Origin of the sequence: Gilliamella sp. Bif1-4 (assembly GCF_001690535.1) — a bacterium.
Classification (GTDB): Bacteria; Pseudomonadota; Gammaproteobacteria; order Enterobacterales; family Orbaceae; genus Gilliamella; species Gilliamella bombi.
The window spans coordinates 1-18,693 of sequence record NZ_LZHC01000060.1; the positions used below are offsets into that span (position 1 = coordinate 1).

At 32.7% G+C, this 18,693-nt stretch carries 17 protein-coding genes; 16 read left to right on the forward strand and 1 reads right to left on the reverse strand.

Translation table 11 applies throughout. From position 1 onward, the window contains the following. Nucleotides 1–32: 32 nt before the first annotated feature. Nucleotides 33–1,634, reverse strand: coding sequence for a sulfatase-like hydrolase/transferase (locus A9G25_RS08555; RefSeq protein ID WP_141675064.1), 1,602 nt, complete (start codon nt 1,632–1,634; stop codon nt 33–35). A 308-nt stretch (nt 1,635–1,942) separates the two neighbouring features. Here A9G25_RS08555 and A9G25_RS08560 point away from each other — a divergent pair, with 308 nt between their 5' ends. The 16 genes from A9G25_RS08560 to A9G25_RS08635 form a co-directional block, all read left to right on the forward strand. After that, the gene (locus A9G25_RS08560; protein WP_081297203.1) at nt 1,943–2,176 is read left to right on the forward strand and encodes a Flp family type IVb pilin; all 234 of its coding nucleotides are present in this window, start codon (nt 1,943–1,945) and stop codon (nt 2,174–2,176) included. 110 nt (nt 2,177–2,286) lie between these two features. After that, nucleotides 2,287–3,594, forward strand: a complete 1,308-nt coding sequence (locus A9G25_RS08565) for a CpaF family protein (RefSeq protein WP_065626574.1) — start codon at nt 2,287–2,289, stop codon at nt 3,592–3,594. Continuing rightward, nucleotides 3,591–4,517, forward strand: coding sequence for a type II secretion system F family protein (locus A9G25_RS08570; RefSeq protein WP_065626575.1), 927 nt, complete (start codon nt 3,591–3,593; stop codon nt 4,515–4,517). Before A9G25_RS08565 ends, A9G25_RS08570 begins: the two co-directional genes overlap by 4 nt. A 3-nt stretch (nt 4,518–4,520) precedes the next feature. Continuing rightward, the gene (locus tag A9G25_RS08575; protein WP_081297204.1) at nt 4,521–5,399 is read left to right on the forward strand and encodes a type II secretion system F family protein; all 879 of its coding nucleotides are present in this window, start codon (nt 4,521–4,523) and stop codon (nt 5,397–5,399) included. A 13-nt stretch (nt 5,400–5,412) separates the two neighbouring features. Next, entirely contained in the window at nt 5,413–6,780 is a 1,368-nt protein-coding gene (locus tag A9G25_RS08580; RefSeq protein ID WP_065626577.1) for a tetratricopeptide repeat protein, read from the forward strand. 50 nt (nt 6,781–6,830) lie between these two features. Beyond that, nucleotides 6,831–7,712 (forward strand): hypothetical protein, encoded by an 882-nt coding sequence (locus A9G25_RS08585; protein ID WP_065626578.1) that lies wholly within the window; start codon nt 6,831–6,833, stop codon nt 7,710–7,712. A 2-nt stretch (nt 7,713–7,714) separates the two neighbouring features. Next, nucleotides 7,715–9,148, forward strand: a complete 1,434-nt coding sequence (locus A9G25_RS08590; RefSeq protein WP_081297205.1) for a type II and III secretion system protein family protein — start codon at nt 7,715–7,717, stop codon at nt 9,146–9,148. A gap of 18 nt (nt 9,149–9,166) precedes the next feature. Further along, the gene (locus A9G25_RS08595; protein WP_065626579.1) at nt 9,167–10,330 is read left to right on the forward strand and encodes a hypothetical protein; all 1,164 of its coding nucleotides are present in this window, start codon (nt 9,167–9,169) and stop codon (nt 10,328–10,330) included. Nucleotides 10,331–10,360: 30 nt separating this feature from the next. Next, nucleotides 10,361–10,825 carry a TadE/TadG family type IV pilus assembly protein gene (locus tag A9G25_RS08600; protein ID WP_065626580.1) on the forward strand — a complete coding sequence of 155 codons (465 nt, stop codon included), beginning with the start codon at nt 10,361–10,363 and terminating at the stop codon, nt 10,823–10,825. Nucleotides 10,826–10,857: 32 nt separating this feature from the next. Continuing rightward, nucleotides 10,858–11,628 carry a tight adherence pilus pseudopilin TadF gene (gene tadF / locus A9G25_RS08605; protein ID WP_065626581.1) on the forward strand — a complete coding sequence of 257 codons (771 nt, stop codon included), beginning with the start codon at nt 10,858–10,860 and terminating at the stop codon, nt 11,626–11,628. Between the two features lie 135 nt (nt 11,629–11,763). Next, nucleotides 11,764–13,632: a vWA domain-containing protein gene (locus tag A9G25_RS08610; protein ID WP_176701105.1), complete on the forward strand. Its 1,869-nt coding sequence runs from the start codon at nt 11,764–11,766 to the stop codon at nt 13,630–13,632. Between the two features lie 20 nt (nt 13,633–13,652). Next, nucleotides 13,653–15,008, forward strand: coding sequence for an RCC1 domain-containing protein (locus A9G25_RS08615; protein WP_065626583.1), 1,356 nt, complete (start codon nt 13,653–13,655; stop codon nt 15,006–15,008). Further along, nucleotides 15,008–15,457 carry an A24 family peptidase gene (locus tag A9G25_RS08620; RefSeq protein ID WP_065626584.1) on the forward strand — a complete coding sequence of 150 codons (450 nt, stop codon included), beginning with the start codon at nt 15,008–15,010 and terminating at the stop codon, nt 15,455–15,457. Before A9G25_RS08615 ends, A9G25_RS08620 begins: the two co-directional genes overlap by 1 nt. Nucleotides 15,458–15,906: 449 nt before the next feature. Beyond that, nucleotides 15,907–17,142, forward strand: a complete 1,236-nt coding sequence (locus A9G25_RS08625) for an NRAMP family divalent metal transporter (RefSeq protein WP_065626585.1) — start codon at nt 15,907–15,909, stop codon at nt 17,140–17,142. A gap of 14 nt (nt 17,143–17,156) precedes the next feature. Beyond that, nucleotides 17,157–17,933, forward strand: a complete 777-nt coding sequence (locus tag A9G25_RS08630; RefSeq protein WP_065626589.1) for a LamB/YcsF family protein — start codon at nt 17,157–17,159, stop codon at nt 17,931–17,933. A gap of 164 nt (nt 17,934–18,097) precedes the next feature. Next, nucleotides 18,098–18,693: 5-oxoprolinase subunit B family protein (locus A9G25_RS08635; protein ID WP_141675066.1), on the forward strand; the 596-nt coding region annotated here is incomplete at its 3' end.

Consider the following 18,693-nt stretch of genomic DNA (forward strand, 5'->3'; position numbering starts at 1 on the left):
CTATCAATTCCTCAACGTGTAGTAAGCACAAATTAATGCTTGTTAAGTACTTCTAAAAAAGGCATGACACTACTGTTTGGCATAAAAATCCGATCATTATTTTTTTCTTTGTCAAGGATAGCCGGATCAATCTCATAACCTAAAAGATTAGAAAGAATATATTTATTCATAAGCCCACTTAAATAACCATTTGGTCCCCGAAACGATTCAATAAATTGGCAATTATATCGCTGATTGGTTGATATAAACATAAAAGGGATTAGAAACTGGTCAATGTTGTCACCTATACCATGCCCCACATTCACAATTTCGCCATGATCCGAAGTATAAATAACGGTATAGTTGTTACTATATTTATTGATAACATCATATAATGCTTTGATTGTACGGTTGGTGTGATGAATAGTTAAATCATATGCTTCGACGTCAGGTAAGGCCAGCTTATCAACTTCATCATAACCTTTTGTATAGGGTTGGTGGCTACCGCGCAAATGCACAAAAATAAATTTTCTTGGAGAATTATCTTTTTGTAGAGTGTCTTCCAATAATTGACTTAAATGGATATCCAAAAGATCTTCACTAAAATTGATAACATCGCTTTTACGCGCAATAAAGCCATATTTAGTATTAAATGTACCTTGAATTCGTTGCCCAGCTGATGCTAACCAATAGGTTTTGTAATGATTGAACTTAGCCATTTCAATAATCGATTTATTATCAAATAAATTATCATTACTTTCGGGCACATTGAATGAAAGCGTCATTGGTATAGAATCCCGGGTTAAAGCAGCTGCTGAGTGGCTATTTGGGATAATACACCCGCCATTTTGACTAAAAATATTGGTCATAAAAGGCGTAGTTTGCTGATGATAACCATAAGCGCTATAGCGGGAAACTAAAGAAGATTCACCCATAATAAATACGATTAAGTCATTATCAGGCTGATTAGGAGGTAAAATCACAGCTTGATTAAATTTCTCAATTTCATTGGTATTTGAATAGATATCTGTTGATACATAACTAGCCAAAAGGTAGGATAAATCGCCTAGCACAGCAGGGAATATTGCACGAATTACACTAATACTACTTTTAAGGTGACCATTTTTAATGTCAGTTTTTAGTGATGATTTAGTTATTAAGAATAAACTAACAATGAATATTATAAGTATATATAAAGATAGGGGGACAAAAAGTTTAAATCTAACGGAAATTAGTTTTTTAAGAATAAATAAAATAAGAAAGGTTGTAATAAACGCAGGACCTATTATGAGCAAGGTCTGTTTAGTCATTGACATCACTTCGTGAGAATTAGTTTCAATAATAGAATCAAGTACTCCTTCTGATATCATTTCTCCATAAAAAATGAAATAACTAATTTCAGATAAAAAAAGAAATAAAAATAAAGAGCCAAAGGCAACAATGGGTTTATGACGACTATTAATGCTTTTATGTATTAACACAATAAAACATAAAGTTGTTACCAAATTTAAATAAAATAAAGGATTTTCTAAACAAAATCCATCACGCTGTGCACTAGACTTATTAAGGTAAATAAAAGTAAAAATAGCACTAATAAAAGTATAAATTAACAGTAAAATTAAACGGGAACTTCTTGCACTTCCATATAATTTCATAGTATATCTTAATTATCTTATCGTTATTTTGTAAAAATTATAATAATCAATTATATTTTTTCAATTAAATTTTATTAAATAGAGTGCATTATCATATTTTCCAAAATACATATATTTGAAAACCCAGCAGTAATTATATTTATGTTATTGATTGAAGTTTGCATCATAACCATGATGATGAATTATTAAAATACAATTTTTGATTAATAGCTAGTTATTTTAATTTAAGTAGTGTAAGATATGTTGACTTCTTGATAAAGAAGTATAAATTTTTAGTAAAATTAAGAAATATTTAAAAGGAGAAAATAATGATGTATTTATCAGCAATTCGTGCTCAAGCAAGAAATTTTTTAGGTAAATTTGTTAAAAATGAGCAAGGCGTAACAGCAATTGAATATGCAATTGTTGCAGCAGGTGTGGCTACTGTTGTATTCGTTGTCTTTAAAGGTGATGGTCCAGTAGCAACAATGCTAAGTGACGTTTTTAGTACTTTAAAAGATAAAGTAACTACTACAATCAGTGCTGTATCTACTGCTGGTTAATTTAGTTTGAAGATAATGTGTTATTATCTTTTTTAAGTCAAAGTTACTAGCACTAGCTAAAGTGCTAGTAACTTTTCTGTAATGTAAAAAATAATATAATAATAAATGTTATGGCTAATGAACAATCTAGGTTTTCTGCTGAATGGGGTAGAGTTCGTGATTTAGTTTTTCAAGTCCTTGATCTTGATTTAATTGAGCAATTAAAGAACGAACCCAATCGGGTTTTGCGTGAAATTCAAACAATAATCAGAGATATTGTTAATTCTGGCAATGCTTATATTACTGCCGATGAATCTGGTGTATTGGCAGGCATGATTTGCGATGAAATTATTGGTTATGGTCCAATTGACTCATTAATGAAAGATGAAACAGTTAATGATATTTTAGTCAACGGTCCTTATAGTATTTATGTTGAACGTGGTGGGATCCTTGCCAAAACGGATAAGTTTTTTATAAACGAACGGCAACTACTTGATATCGCAAGGCGTTTGGTCAATAAAGTTGGTAAAAATATTGATGAGGCACATCCTTTAGTCGATTCACGTATGCCCGATGGTAGCCGTCTTAATGTTGTTATTCCTCCAGTTGCCATTGATGGAACATCAATGTCAATTCGTAAATTTGGTACTGGCCGCCGAACATTTCATGACTTGATCAATTATGGTTCACTAAATGAAGACATGGCTAATTTTTTAGTTATTGCTGCTCGATGTCGAATGAATATTATTGTTTCGGGTGGAACCGGTTCAGGTAAAACTACAATGCTTAATGCACTGTCTGGATTTATTGGTGAACATGAACGAACTATTACACTTGAAGATGCCGCTGAGTTAAAGTTGCAGCAAGATCATGTACTTAGAATGGAAACTAAATCAGGTGGTGAGGATGGTCGTGGAAGAGTAACTATGCAAAACCTCTTAGTTAATGCATTGCGTATGCGACCAGATCGGATTATTTTAGGGGAGTGCCGTGGTGAAGAAGCTTTTGAGATGCTTCAAGCTATGAATACAGGTCACAATGGTTCAATGTCGACATTACATGCCAATACAGCTAAAGATGCTTTATCTCGATTAGAAAGTATGATCATTATGGCTCAACCTGAATTACCTATTGTTGCGATTAGACATTATATTGCTTCTTCCGTTAACTATATTATTCAGGCTTCACGACTTCCAGATGGACAACGTAAAGTAATGAGTATTACTGAAGTTATGGGATTAGAATCCGATAATATTGTTACTCATGATGTTTTTAAGTTTAAAATTCATGACGAAAGAGATGGAAATGGTAAGATTCAAGGTGAATTTGTCTGTAATGGATTAGTTAGGCGATCTGCACTTTATGAGAGTGCTCAATATTATGAAATGTCAGATGTGTTAGAAAAACTAATGTTAAACGCAGTAGGTTTAAAAACATGATTCTACTTCTTTCGCTTGTACTTATTTTTGTTGCCGTTATAAATATTTTTACATTGCATCGCCGTAGTGGGCGATTACAAGTATTTTATAATGTCGAAGCTAAAAATACTTCATTATCAAGTTTGGTCGAAAGGCAATTATCTCAGAGGCAACAATCCTTTTGGGAACGCATCAGCTATAATATTAAAATGATGATTAGATCTAATTACAATTTACTTGTAATAGGGCAATCAAAAAGTCGGTTGTTTGTTTATATTTTTGCAGGTACAGTTGCGGGTATCATATTGAATGAAAAGTATATTAACTATAATAGCTATGTTGCTACTTTAGGTAGTATTATTACCACAATTGTTGTAATTCTTTTTATAAAAAAAAGAAAGTTAAAAAAAGAATTTTACGATACATTTCCTGAAGCATTAAACACCATTACAGGTGTTGTGTCGTCTGGTGGCGCAATAACGACAAGTTTTAAAACGTGTGGAAATTCTATTGCTGGAATTGTTGGTGAAGTAATGAAGGATGTGGATAGCCGAATTGAAATTGGTGAAAATATTGAGGATGTGTTACTAAGATCTTATTTAAGACTTCCATTTCCAGAATATTATTTTTTTATTCTGACAGTAATGGTTAATTTAGATAGTGGTGGAGAATTAAAAGAAGTTCTTAGCCGGTTAACAAAAATGTTAATAAACAATCGAATTTTAACTAAAACTAGAGACGGTAAAACGGCTGAATTAAGAATGACTATGAAAATACTAGGCGGTATGCCTTTTGCTTTTGTTTTTATTCTTAAATTTGCTTCACCAGCAAATTATGAACAATTGGTTGGCACAACAGCTGGTCATTATGTTTTATATTATATATTTGGGAGTGTGGCTATTGGGCTTTTCATTATAAAAGGAATGGTTAGCAAGGTCATTTAAATTATGATGAATTTATTAAATATATTAATTCCCATTATTTTGATTTTTATAAGTAGTAGAGAATTAGTCTGCTTATATTTGTTGCATCAAAGAAAAGAAAAACTTAATTTGTTATTAAATAATGAAAATGAAGAAAAGAAAGCACCTAAAAAGCATATGAACCAAAAAAATCTTGCTTTTGAGAAACTTGCCGCAAAAAATAGTATAAGCTTAACTTTTTTGCGCCGCTTTCAAGAACAAAATAGTTGGAAGATTTACGCTATCATTATCGCATTTTCATTTTTTTATCTTGTGAATCAAATATTTCCTTTTATTGAGCTTAGTTCAAATATATTACTAATTGTACTATTCCTTATTATTATTATAGTCATTATTCTGCCTGATAGATTAGTAAAAAAACAGACAGAAAAAAGAATTAAAAGAATTTCACAAGATTTACCATTGATCATTGACATGATGGCAATTATGGTGAAATCAGGCATGACAGTCGAAAATGGATTTAGATATTTAAGCACGAAAGTAAAACCAATTAATAGGGATGTGGCAACTATTTTAGAAAGAGCTTGTTTAATGATGGATGTTAATGGTATCGAGCTCGCTATTGATTTAATTTTGAAAGAAGTACCTTGTAAAGAAGTCAGAATGTTTTGTATTACTTTAAAAAGGAGTATTAGTTATGGTAATTCGATTTATGACGCTTTATTAGAATTATCAGCTGAAATCAGAGAAGTACAAAAATTAACAATAGAAGAAAGGATTGCTGCTATTGCAGCTAAAATGACAATGCCGATGATGGTATTCTTTTTAGTTCCTGTTCTTGTTGTTGTTGTTGCGCCAGTTATTATGAATATTATATCGACATTAAGTGAGATGAATAATTAGGGATCTAGAGATAATGAATGATTTTTTAAAATGCTGTAAACCAAGAATGTTAATAAATCCAAAATTTATTGCGGTATGTTCAATATTGTTTGTTGCTACTGGATGTCAAAATAGTACCTTAAGATACGATTTAAATGAGCAACAAAAAATTTACATTCATGAAACTACAAAAAATTACGGTGGTTTAATTGAGCTTTATAAACAACGTTTACAAAAATCTGATACTGAAGATACAAGATATAAACTTGCTCAAGTCTATTATTTATCTAATGATTATGAAGCGGCAAAAAGAACATTAACTCCCGTTTTAAACAAAAGCAAAAATGATAATCTTTTTGTTTTGTATGGTCATGTTGAATCGAAAATGAGGAATAATGATACTGCATTAGAATATTTAGACAAAGCAATCACGATTAATCCTAAAAACGGTGAAGCGTATAATGTAAAAGGTATTGTTTTGTTGAAAAAGAAACAATATGACGCTGCAAGATATTCATTCAATCTAGCTAGAGAAAACTTTTATGATGAGAACAAAGTCACAAATAATCTAGCTATGCTATCAATTTTGAATCAAGATTATAATGAGGCTTATAAGCACTTAAATATTTTATATACAAAAGGGTATCGTGACCAAACCATTCTTCATAACTTGCTTTACACGTTGGTTAAATTAAATAAAATTCAATTAGCTAAGTCATTTTGTTTAGGGCATAGGTTATCTAATGAGCCAGAAATATTAATTCAAGAACTAAAACAGATCGAGCCAATTAAAGCGATTAAATTTAATGAAATTGTGCCAACACAAAATGATAATCAGAAGCAGTATACAATTGAAAAATCGGCATCACAAAAGGTAAATAAAACAGACAAAAAAGTTGTTAAGCCTGAAAAAGTAATTAATTCACAAGCAACAGATAAGTCGGAAATTAGTACTAAATTATCAAGTGTGGCTAAATTAGATTCAGAAACTGAATCCAAAACAGCTTCTAAACAAAATAACCAAGTCAATCAAGCGACGACTCAATCGACTATTTTGGCTGTTCGATCTGGTGAACATCGAAAATTTAGCCGAATAACCTTTGAAACAGTTAGTCCATTAAATAAAAATCAATACGTAATTGAAAAAATTTCACCAACAGAGTTCAAATTATCGTTATATGACGTAACCCTTCCTAGCAAAGGAATAAATTATATCATTAACCAAATTTCTCGTAGTGACCGTGATTTTGCCAATGTTACAGGAACTTTAACTGCCGAAAAAACATTAGTTTTACAAATAAAAACAAAACAGGACTCAATAGTGAAGGATTTCGATGCAGGCCCTAATTCTAATGGTAAAGCTCATTGCTTTGCATTCGATTTTTATTTAGAGAATAAGTAAGTGCAAAAAAAATAATAATAACTATAGATATAAAATTTTAGGGAGTTTGCATGAAACAAAAAAAAATAATTATTTTGTATATATTAATGCTAGTTGTGGGATTGGCGTTACTATTTACCAAATCATCGCCTGAGCCTGTTGCGGAGCCCATTATAGTTCAGCAACCAGTTCAAGTTAAAGAAGAACCTAAAAAAGAAGAACCCAAAACAGAAATCATAACAGTAGCTGTTGCTAAACGTAGTATTAGTAAAAGCAAAATTTTGACTAAGGATGACTATTATTTTAAATCAATAGAAGTCAAAATTGGCTCTAATGACAAATCCAAATATATAGGCGATGCAACAGAAATCGATGCTTATGTTTCTAAAAATAATATTGCAAAAGATGCATTTATAGAAAGAAGTTTTATTGCTGCACCTAATTCAGAGGAATACTTAATGTCAGCAATAAAAGAAGGGAATTATATGTTTCCATTCAAATTGGATGAAATTGATTCCTACTTGGTAAAAAATCTAAAGAGTGGCGATCTTGTTGATCTTTATATATTTTATAGTGATGATGAAATAGCTAAGTCTAATAGTAAAAATTATAAAGAGGATAGAATAGTTTCACCTAGTGATGATTTTGTTAAAAATCGCATAAAACCAATTATTGTTGGTAAAAAGATTCTCTATATTGATTTAGGAGATACAATAGATCAAAAATTTCAGCGTAAAGAAGTAGGCCAAGTTCAATTAGAGCTTTCAAATCAAGAAATTAAATTATTAAGAACACTAATGACAAATTCCACAGTTATGATGTATCCAAGTACTTATAAACAAAATATTGATGATGGATTGCGTTTGTTAAGTGATAAAGAAAAGAAATGGCCATTAACTGATAAAGCTATTTTCTCAAAGAAAAAACAGATTAATTTGCTAAAAGGGAATTAAGAATGCTAATAAAAGTTAAACCAATTATGAACAAAATAAAACAGCTAGTTTGTTTATTATCAATTAGCTTCTCTCCGTTGGTTTTTGCTAATACTCACAATTTACAGATTGGGCAAAGTAAAACAATTGTTTTACCTGAAAATGTAGGTACTGTTTTTATTAGCCAAGACAGCGTAGCAAATTATGAAGTTGTTGATGGTAAATCGCTAATTATATATGGTAAGCAAAATGGTAGAACTAGCTTGCTTGTTTATGATGATGCAAATAATATTATCATTAATGATACCATTAATGTTGATCCACTTTTATCTCAAATTACACATAGGCTAGCGCAAAACTTTCCAAATAGTAGCGTAACAATAGATCGTTACGATAACGGTGACCCAAGTGGTAGATTTGTTTATGTACTAAATGGTACTACGCCCGATACTACAACAAAAGGTAAAATCATGGCGCTTGTAGGTACACTTGTTGGACAAAATGCAGAGCGAATACGGAGTAAAGTATCGGGTGAAGAATTTGTCAACCAAGAACTTACATTCCAAGATTACTATGTATATAACAATATTATTGATAATATTAGAGTAATTGAAGAGTATCAAGTTAATGTCCGATTGACTTTTGTTGAAGTTAGCAAAAATTTTGCTGATTCATTGGGTATTGAGTGGCAAAGCTTAACTTTGGACAGTATGGCCAAAGGTGAAGATTTTAAGCCGAACAATATTGGTGAGTTTACTCTATTAGGTCTAAAAAAAGGGTTTAATATCCATAACATTACTACAATGATTCGTGCTATAAAAAATGATCGCCTAGCTAAAATTTTAGCACAACCTAATTTATCTGTATTATCTGGTGAAAGTGCAGCATTTCTCGTTGGTGGTGAGATTCCCATCGTGACTAAAGGTAAAGATGGTGATTCTGAAGTTACTTATAAAGAGTATGGTATTAAATTAAATATTAGTACAAAAGTAAACAATGACAAACGCATTAGATTATTCATTAATAATGAAGTGAGTTCGGTTGCAGGGTCATATGCTTTTAATAGCTATAATATACCGACTTTACAAACTCGAAAAACAAGTTCTACCATTGATTTATCTGATGGTGACAGCTTTGTTATTGCAGGATTAATTAGTGAACAGGACTCAGAAACATTATCCCGTATTCCTTTTGTTAGTGAGATTCCTATTTTAGGGGCATTGGCTCGTAGTACTACAACAGGTCGTGAAAAAACTGAAATGGTTGTATTTGCAACAGTTAATTTAGTTACACCTAATAATAGTTTTGATGGTGTAGAGTTACCGATTTTAGAGCGAACAGATGCAGTAAATAGTTTCTTTAATATTAAAAATAATATGGATAAACAACGACGAAACACAGTACCAATATCTAATGAAAGTGAAAAGTTTATTAACGATATGGGTTTTATTGAATAAAAAATTAGTGGGATTTTTATGCAATTATTTGGTAATAAAAAAGATAAAGATATATCAAAAGAACCATCACAAGAATTTGTAGTTGGACGCATTTCTGGTTTTCAGATCGCTATTTTAAGCAAAAGAGCTGAATTAATTGAAAATATTCGTTCGGTGCTTTTCCTTTACAATGTTTTAGCCATGGAGATCTTCTCATTAGAATTATCTGAATTAAAAGAAGACCCGCGTTGGAATAAATATGATGCTATTATTTTAGATATCAAAGATGAAGGTGATGCAGAGCTATTATCGGAAAATGTCAATCGTTTTTTTCCAATTCAGGCATCAACGATACTTGTTGGTAGCCATGATTCAATTCAGTTTTCTGAATTTTTGTTAAAAAAAGGGATTCATTTTTTATTAGACAATAGCCAATTAGAGAAAATTCCCGATATTTTACACTCAAGGAGTATTACTCCACCAGGTTCAAGCCAAAGAGTGGGTAGCGTTATTACATTTTTAGGTTGTAAAGGTGGAATTGGCACATCATCATTAGCAGTTCATACACTAAAAAAAATCAGTTCGTTAACAAATTATCCGCTTCTTTATATCCAAGGTGCAACTACAAGCCCTAATGCAGATTTTTTATTTGAAACACCAATTCCTCAAGATGGTTCACTTGTTGATATTGAAATGTCTTTACAAGTAAAAGTTGAACTTGCTGATAAGGCTTGGAAATATGATGATCTAAATTCAGGCCAATTTAATATTACTGTTATTGATCAAAATATGGGATTGCAATCTTCGTTTAAGTATTTTGATGAGATCATAAAGCTTTCAAACATCGTGTTTATTGTAATAAATAGAGATCCCTTTTCAATCAAAGTTGCTAAGAGAATTTTGGAAGAAATTGCGCGCATTAGTACACAAAATACCGATTTATTAAATAAACGTTTTTTAGTTTGTTTAAATGAAAACCTTCCTTATGATAAAAAAAATGCTTTGCAAAATGAGGATATTGAAGAATTCTTAGGGAGAAATATTGATTTTACACGCAAATTTATTCCAAGATTAGATAAATTCAAAAAAGCACATACTAGCAGTGAAATAAATGAAATGGCTGCGGCTATTATTGGTAATAAAAAAGTTAAAAAAAATAAACAAAAAATGTCTTTTTCAATATTAAAGAAAAAGAATGATTAATCGTTAATATGATATAGTAGAGCAAAAATTATGTTTAAATATTGGAAATTATTCTTCCGTCAAAAAAATGCAAGTATTTCGATAGAGTTTGCAATTGTTTTTCCTTATTTAATTGTTCTATTTTTATTTGTGCTAGAATTTAGTCGAATTATGATTATTGGTTCGGCTTTAGATCTGGTGACTACAGAAATAACCAGAAAAACGGCAATTTCTCAAAATGCAAACTATAATCAACAGTTACAGGAATTGATTAATTCTGAAGTGCCTTTATGGCCCTATATAGCAGATCCACAAAAATTTGAAATAACTGTGAAATATTGTAAAAAAATTGATGAGGCAATTAATAATAATTGTCTAAATACTCCTGTTAGCGATGCTCCTATACTATTATTTGAATTGAAGTATGACTACAATGCTATATTTTCCAAGCTGTTTGGTCGTATACTTGATAGTTCTTTGGAAAAGAAGACTATTGTTTACCGTGAGTTTTATTAAAATAATTGATAATTAAAGGAATGAAATAGCAAATGAGATATTCTGATAATTTTTTTCGTAATAAAGACGGTATAATTTCAATAGAGTTTGCAGCATGTTTTTGTATGTTTTCACTTTTAGTATTTATTATCTATGATACTTATAGTAGTATCATGTTACAAAATAGATTAGAGCGGGCAAATTATACTGTAGCTTCTATTTTTCGTGAAAGATCAGCGATTTATCCCGTTATAAATGGCTCGAAAGTTCAAGATATGGCTGTAGTATGTGCTAGTTCTAACTCTTGTTTTAATTCTCATGAGTTATTTGATGATACTCAAGTGGAAGAACTCAGCCGACTAGCAAGTTCATTACTAAATGGACGTAATGTTACTTTAAAAGTCGATAGTTTATTTATTTTTCAGGATGTTGCTAATCCCAAAAGCTTGGCTCATGCGCAGTCTGTTAATCTAAGCGCTGTATCTTGTTCCTCTGGAGTATGTAATGATGGGAGTATTATGGACTATTTTAATTCGTTACCCAGTATGACTGGTAATTTAAATAACTCACTTACTGACTATTCAAAACTTGTTCCGTATGTTGAGCGAACTCCTGATCCCACAACAGGGTTAACAGGGCGTTGGATTCCCTTATATCGGGTTAGTATGTGTATAGTTAACGAAGAAAGCCTTTATTTAAAATGGTTTAATTCAAGCAGAAAAGCTACTGATACTTTACCAAATTTATGTAGCAATATTGTAGTGTTATCACGTTGTAATGATATTTCAAGCTCTGATGGAAATTGCCCAATTTATTATCGGTAATCAACACACTTTTGAGAGTATTATATGAGCCATAATAGACATAAACAAATTAATCATAAGAAATCTTTTTTTAAGTGTTCTTCAGGGAGTGCGGCCATAAGTTTTGCCTTGATGTTTCCTGCAATGCTAACTTGTATGTTAGTTTCAATAAATCATACTCAAACAATGCGCGACCGTGCAAGGATCTCTGAAGCTACTAACGAAGCTTCGTTGGCGATTATCGCATTAAACAATGAAAATGCTGATAAAACAGCAATTGAACAAAATCGCAAAATGGCATTGAACTATATTAATTATTTTGTTTATCAAAAAATTAGTGATGACTTAGTAGAAGATGCCGATGCCTCTATTAATATAGAATATAATAAAAACACAAAGGTATATAGTATTGCCTATAAACAGAAAGTTGATTCGTTAACGAGTAGTAAAGACAAAGGAAAAGTTGGTGAGTTAAATCAATCTATGATTGTTAGCAATAAAACTGAAAGTTATGGTAATACAAAGAAATTTGATAGATATGACTCATTTGATATTGCTTTTATTAGTGATTTTTCAGGTTCAGCAACATGCAAATATAACGATCCAAATTGTAATGACTACTCACCTCAAAATGGAAATAGTGATCAGCAACGCCTTCAATATATGAAAAAAGCAATAGCTGATATTATTAAGAAGTTTCAAAGATCCCCAGAGATTAAATTTGCATTAGTTCCTTATGATATTGGTGTGCCTGTTCAGCAGAACACTAAAAATCTAGCTGGTGGTGAGAGCTATGGTTGTTCAGTTATGTACAAATTGAACAGCACCTATGATAAAGTTGATTATAACTTTTGGGCAAATAAAAACATTGCATATGCTAGATGGAGTAATTTAATGGAAAACGAGGGGAAGAAGGGGGATAAGGTCTATTTAGAGTATGATTATTTAGGTAAATATGCGAACACGGTTACTTATTATTTAGATTATTTTAATTATCGTTATTATTCACAAATAATTGGACCAGCGAAAGGATGGAATAATGATAATGCCTTAGAGAGCAATGGATTGTGCCGTAATAGACATCAAGCTGAAATGCTTAATATGGGAAGAGCAAGGTATGCTTGTGGTGAAAATAATCCTGATTATCCATTGCGTGATGAAAATAAGAAAACTATTGAAAGCCAATATGGTAAAGTTGTTCAACTATATGATTACATGTTTTCGGGCAATTATCCCGACGTGCATTATTCATTTGCTAACACTAGAACAGTTAATGTAGACGGTACAATTAAAGAATTGTTCAGTGGCATAAACAGTAATACAATAACATTTAATCGACCTATTTCGCCTACTACTAGTGATTTTTCGCCATTTTTTGGAATGTGCCAATCGCCTTTATATAGTAATAACATAATGAACGAAACGGTGATTAATTTACCAACTAACCATCGAAGATATTTAGAAGCATCAAAGCATATTGGAACGTTTAAGGCGTCCCCTCATTTAGTCCCTTTTAGTAAAAATGGAAATCACAATTCGGATTTACTAAATTATATCCAGAATGGGAATTGGCAACCAGGCGGAGGAACAGACACTATAACAGCCTTGTTAAGGACAGTTCCAGTAATGGCAAATGGCTCTGCTAATAATAAAATGATGATTATTATTACAGACGGTAAAGACGATGCCGGAGCAGATATTCTTAGAGATAATTTTTTGGATAAAGGTGTTTGCCAAGCAATAACTACTGGATTAACTTCAGCAGATAATAAAAATAAAGGCTATATTGAAAAAGCCGCTAATACGGCGACGATCCACTATATAAAACTCGATCCTAATGCAGCCAATTTGACAACCGATGAACAATATAAAGAAGTATACGGAAAATGGTTTACTAACTGTATGAATGGGAATAAAGAATATTTACATGAGGCTCAAGATTATCAGAGTTTATTTGATACAATGATAAAAATTATTCAGACAGAGACGGGTAGTTTTGTTAATAAAGATGAGTCTAATCAATAATGAAATAGAGGTTACTCTAAATGAAACTAATTAAGTTAATGGTATTATTTGCATCATGTTTATGCTTTTCATTATTTGCAAACGAAAGAACGGATGCTGTTATGTTAACAAAAAAATCAACAATAAGAGTTCCGACTGCGGCTAACTCTGTTGATACAGTTGTTACGATAGAAAATGGCGAGATTTGGGTTTGGGGTTATAGAGCGAACGGTATGCAAGGTAATGGAGAAAGAGTTGCTTCTAATGCTCCACCCGATAGGGTACACCCTCTTATAGATAAAGGTGTTTATATTACGCAAGTAGCTTCTGGAATTCATCATTTGATTGCACTTGATGATCAAGGTAATGTTTGGGGATGGGGGCAAAATGGTAAGTATCATGCAGGAGGTTATCCAGGCTTGGGCACGCATATCTTCACACCTAGATTAGTTTTGGAAGGTAAAGATGTTGTTATGATTAATTGTGGAGAATATACTTCTTTTGCTCTAACTCGAAGTGGAGAGGTTTATGCTTGGGGGAGCTCATTTTGGGGGCAAATGGCAAATGGCGAGACGGCTGCTACTCCAACTGAAGTTCATCGTATTCCTCAATCATATTTTCACGATAGTCCAATTGTATTGATTGGGGCTGGTTATGAATCGGCTTGGGCTATAAACGATCGTGGTGAAGTCTTTGCATGGGGAGATGAAGAAAATGAACAATATGGTCACCAATATCTTCCAGGAGGGAGATGGGGGCATGAATATCGAGTCTATCCTATGCAAATTACTAGTCTGCCGCCAGGTATTAGTGGTGAAGATATAGTAACTATTACGGGAGGAAACCGTTACACTGCTTTTTTAACTTCGGAAGGTGAGGTGTACGCTATGGGAGCTGCTAATCATCTCGGTATTGGATTTGGTTATTTGGGTAATACCCTATACGAACCTGAATTGTATCTTGACGATGTAAATGGAAAACGCTATAAGGTAAGGTTTGATTTGAGCGTCCCTATTCCTCAGTTTGTTATGCGTGATGTTAATACGCTTTATTGCCGATATGGAGGATGTCTTGCTGTCACTAATGAGAATGAAATATTTACATGGGGGGTAACGCTTGGTGCTAGTAAGGAAGATGCTACCCTTTGGCAAATAATGTATGGTTATAAAGCTAGGAAAAGAGAAATTATTGGTAATTTGACCAAAGTTGATGGTGGTAAAGAGCATGTAGTTTATTGGAATGATGAAGGGAGAGCTTTTGGGGTAGGATGGAATAATCACAATAAATTTGGTGACACATCACGTCCTGTTTTGTGGCCAGGCAAAGAATTAAAATTTGTTACAGACGAGATGAAAAAAGCCTATGGTAAAGATTTTGTTCCAGGACAAGGATACTAATGATTAACCAAGAATTAATTAATGATATTATTATGTTAGCTATTTGGGCATCTTTGTTATTTTCATGTTATACAGATTTAAAATATCGAACTATCTCAAATAAAATTGTTATAATAATATTCATTTTAATTATTTTGAATTTTGCCCTTGGCAAAGGGTATCTAGATTATGTTGCATCAGCTATATTTTTAATCTGCGGTCTATTCATGTTTTATTGCCGATTTATTGGTGCTGGAGATATAAAATTAATTACTGTTCTTTTGATTTCTATTCCAATAAACAGTGTTCCGTTTTTCTTAGTCGTTATTACCTTTTTGGGGTTGCCAATGGCAATCATTGCAATAATATACAGATCCTTTAAAAAAAATTCTGTTACATTGCCTTATGGGCTTGCCATTAGTGGTAGCTATTTTTTAACATCAATAACCTTATTTGAGGTTATACTGTAATAACTAACTTGTAGTTAACATATTAAATATAATCGTATTTTTATAATAAATACCAATGTTTCCCATCCTCAATAAGGCGGGTGGGAAACTCTTTTTTAACCTGCAAACACTTAACAACTGTTATTTCTTAAAAATATTTAAAATACTCTTACACACAACTATATAAACATTATTATGTTTTATTCACTTTTAATAAAAAGCTTATCCCCTTATTTAAGAATATGTATGTATACCATTTTAGTGCATATCAGTTCTTTATTAGAGCATTATAAGTTTATTACTTTTTTAATGATGAATCATTATAATTATTTTTAATTAGTTTTTTGCTTAAAAAACAGTAATTATATTAACTAACATTTATCAAACTTTGTTTAAGTTATGGCATAGTTATTGCTTATAAATAACATTGGATAGATTTGTAATTATAAATATTTAGAGGGAACATCCGTATGGAAAATCATAGCAGTAGTACTGTTGCTTTTGTTAAAAATCGGCGTGCTTCATTAATCAGTGCTATTTTTTTAATGGCAACATCAGCAATTGGCCCAGGCTTCATTACTCAAACCGCTACCTTCACCGTTACGCTTGGTACTGCTTTTGGATTTGGTATTTTAGCCTCTATTATTATCGATTTTGTTGTTCAGCAAAATATTTGGCGAATTGTGGCATTAACCAAAATGAACTCTTCAGATATAGCTAATGCAACCATTCCATTTAGTGGTTATTTGCTGGCAGTGCTAATTATATTTGGTGGATTAGTGTTTAATATTGGTAATATTGCAGGCGCAGGTTTAGGTCTAAATGCACTTATTGGGCTTGATCCTAAATGGGGAGGGGCAATTAGTGCACTTTTAGCGGTTTACATATTTTCTTCCCGTAAAGCGAGTCATTTTATAGATCGTTTGATGATTGGTTTTGGTTTGTTGATGATTTTTTTGACACTGTTTGTGGTGTTCGCATCGCATCCACCGATTGGTCAAGCTTTAAAAGAGACAGTGCTTCCAAGCCATGTTGATTTTGCTTCAATTACGACCATAGTTGGTGGGACAGTTGGTGGTTATATTTCTTACGCAGGTGCTCACCGTTTACTTGATAAGGGTATGGTTGGTGCTGAGCATATTGATTATGTGTCTGGCGCTGCAACTAAAGGAATTATGGTTGTTGGCTTGATGCGTTATATCTTATTTTTGGCCATTTTAGGCGTGGTGGCAAGCGGTGTGACAATTGATATTTCAAGTTATGCTGCTAACCCTGCATCGCAAGCATTTCAAGCGGCTTTGGGTGAGTTTGGATTGCGCCTTTTTGGTTTGATTTTATGGGCAGCTGCTATCACTAGTGTTATTGGGGCTGCTTATACTTCAATGACGTTTATTACTCCGTTTAAACGTACTATTACAGACAGACAACGTCAGTTTGCTACCATTATTTTTATTGCTGTTTCGCTTACGATTTATTTAATTATGGGGACTGCGCCAGTATCATTATTAGTCTTTGCTGGTGGTTTTAATGGTTTAGTTTTACCGCTTGGGTTAACTATTTTTGTTTATATTGGTTGGCGACGTGCTGATCTTATGTCAGGGTATCATTATCCAAGATGGTTATTGTTGTCAGGTTTAGTTGTGTGCGCAATTACTTGGTATATGGGCATAATGTCGGTTGCGACTATTTTTAACTATTTAAAATAGAGGACAATATGGCAATTACTAAATGTATTGATTTAAATAGTGACCTTGGCGAGAGCTTTGGTCAATGGCAAATGGGTAATGATGAAGCAATGCTAAATGTTGTTAGCAGTGCGAATATTGCTTGTGGATTTCATGCAGGTTCGCCAGCCGGTATTCTAAAAACATTGAAAGCGGCCAAAGCCAATAATGTCGAAATTGGTGCTCATGTTGGTTATCCTGATTTAGTCGGTTTTGGTCGTCGTAATATGGATGTTGCAACCGATGAGTTAACCGCTGATATAATTTATCAGATTGGGGCAATTAAAGGGTTAGCCACATCAATTGGTACCAAAGTGACTTACGTTAAACCACATGGCGCATTATATAACACTATTGCACACAATAAACGTCAAGCAATGGCGGTGATTGATGCGCTTTGTCTTGTTGATCCTACACTTATTTTGGTTGCTCTTGCTGGCTCAAAACTGATTGAATGGGCTAAAGAAAAGGGTTTAAACGTCGTTGCTGAAGCTTTTGCTGATAGAGCTTATCATGCTGATGGTACTTTAGTCTCTCGTAAAGAGGTTGGAGCGGTATTGCATGATCCAGATTTAGTTGCCGAACGAATGCTACAATTGGTTAATGATGGTGGTGTGACTTCTATTGAAGGGCAATTTGTGAGTATTGATGCAGGATCAATTTGTGTTCATGGCGATAGTGCTAGTGCTTTAGCGATGGCACAAAAAGTTCGAGAAAAATTACAACAAAATGGCATTAATATTGCCTCGTTTGCTAAAAGTAATAATAATTAAATGAGTTAATTTTTTGAAAAAAATTAATTAACTTAATAAAAAAATAAAAATATGATTAGACAACACTTTACCAAGTGGGCTATAAACTTGGCCTTTAATATGACAAAACAATATAAAATATGTATTGTTAGTGATTGGATGTTGATCATATTTCGAGGTACTTAATGCGATTTTTACCCGTTAATATCGATGCGTTTATCGTAGAATTAAACAGCCTTGAGCAAACCATGGCGCTTAATGATGTGCTTCATGGTGTTATTGCTGATTGGCATATAAATGAAATAATTCCAGCGGCACGAACCCTATTAATCCGTTATAACCCCATTGTGACAAATGCCAATATACTCGTTAAGCAGATTGCTCAATTAGATATTTCGGCAAGCGTTATGCAATCTGGCGAATTGGTAACAATACCCGTTCGCTATAATGGTGAAGATTTACCTCAAGTGGCAGAATATCTAGGCATAACGGTTGCTGAAGTCATTGCAAGGCACACTGATAACGAGTATCAAGTGGCTTTTTGTGGCTTTGCACCGGGGTTTGCTTATATGGTGTCAAAAACAGCTCAGCTTAATGTACCACGTCGAAACTCGCCACGAGTCCGCATTCCAGCAGGATCGGTTGCTTTAGCAGGGGAATTTAGTAGTGTTTACCCACAAGCAAGCCCTGGTGGTTGGCAATTGATAGGCATTACAGATACGGTAGTTTGGGATATTTATCGTGATGAGCCAGCACTTTTCAAACCTGGTACTCGGGTTAA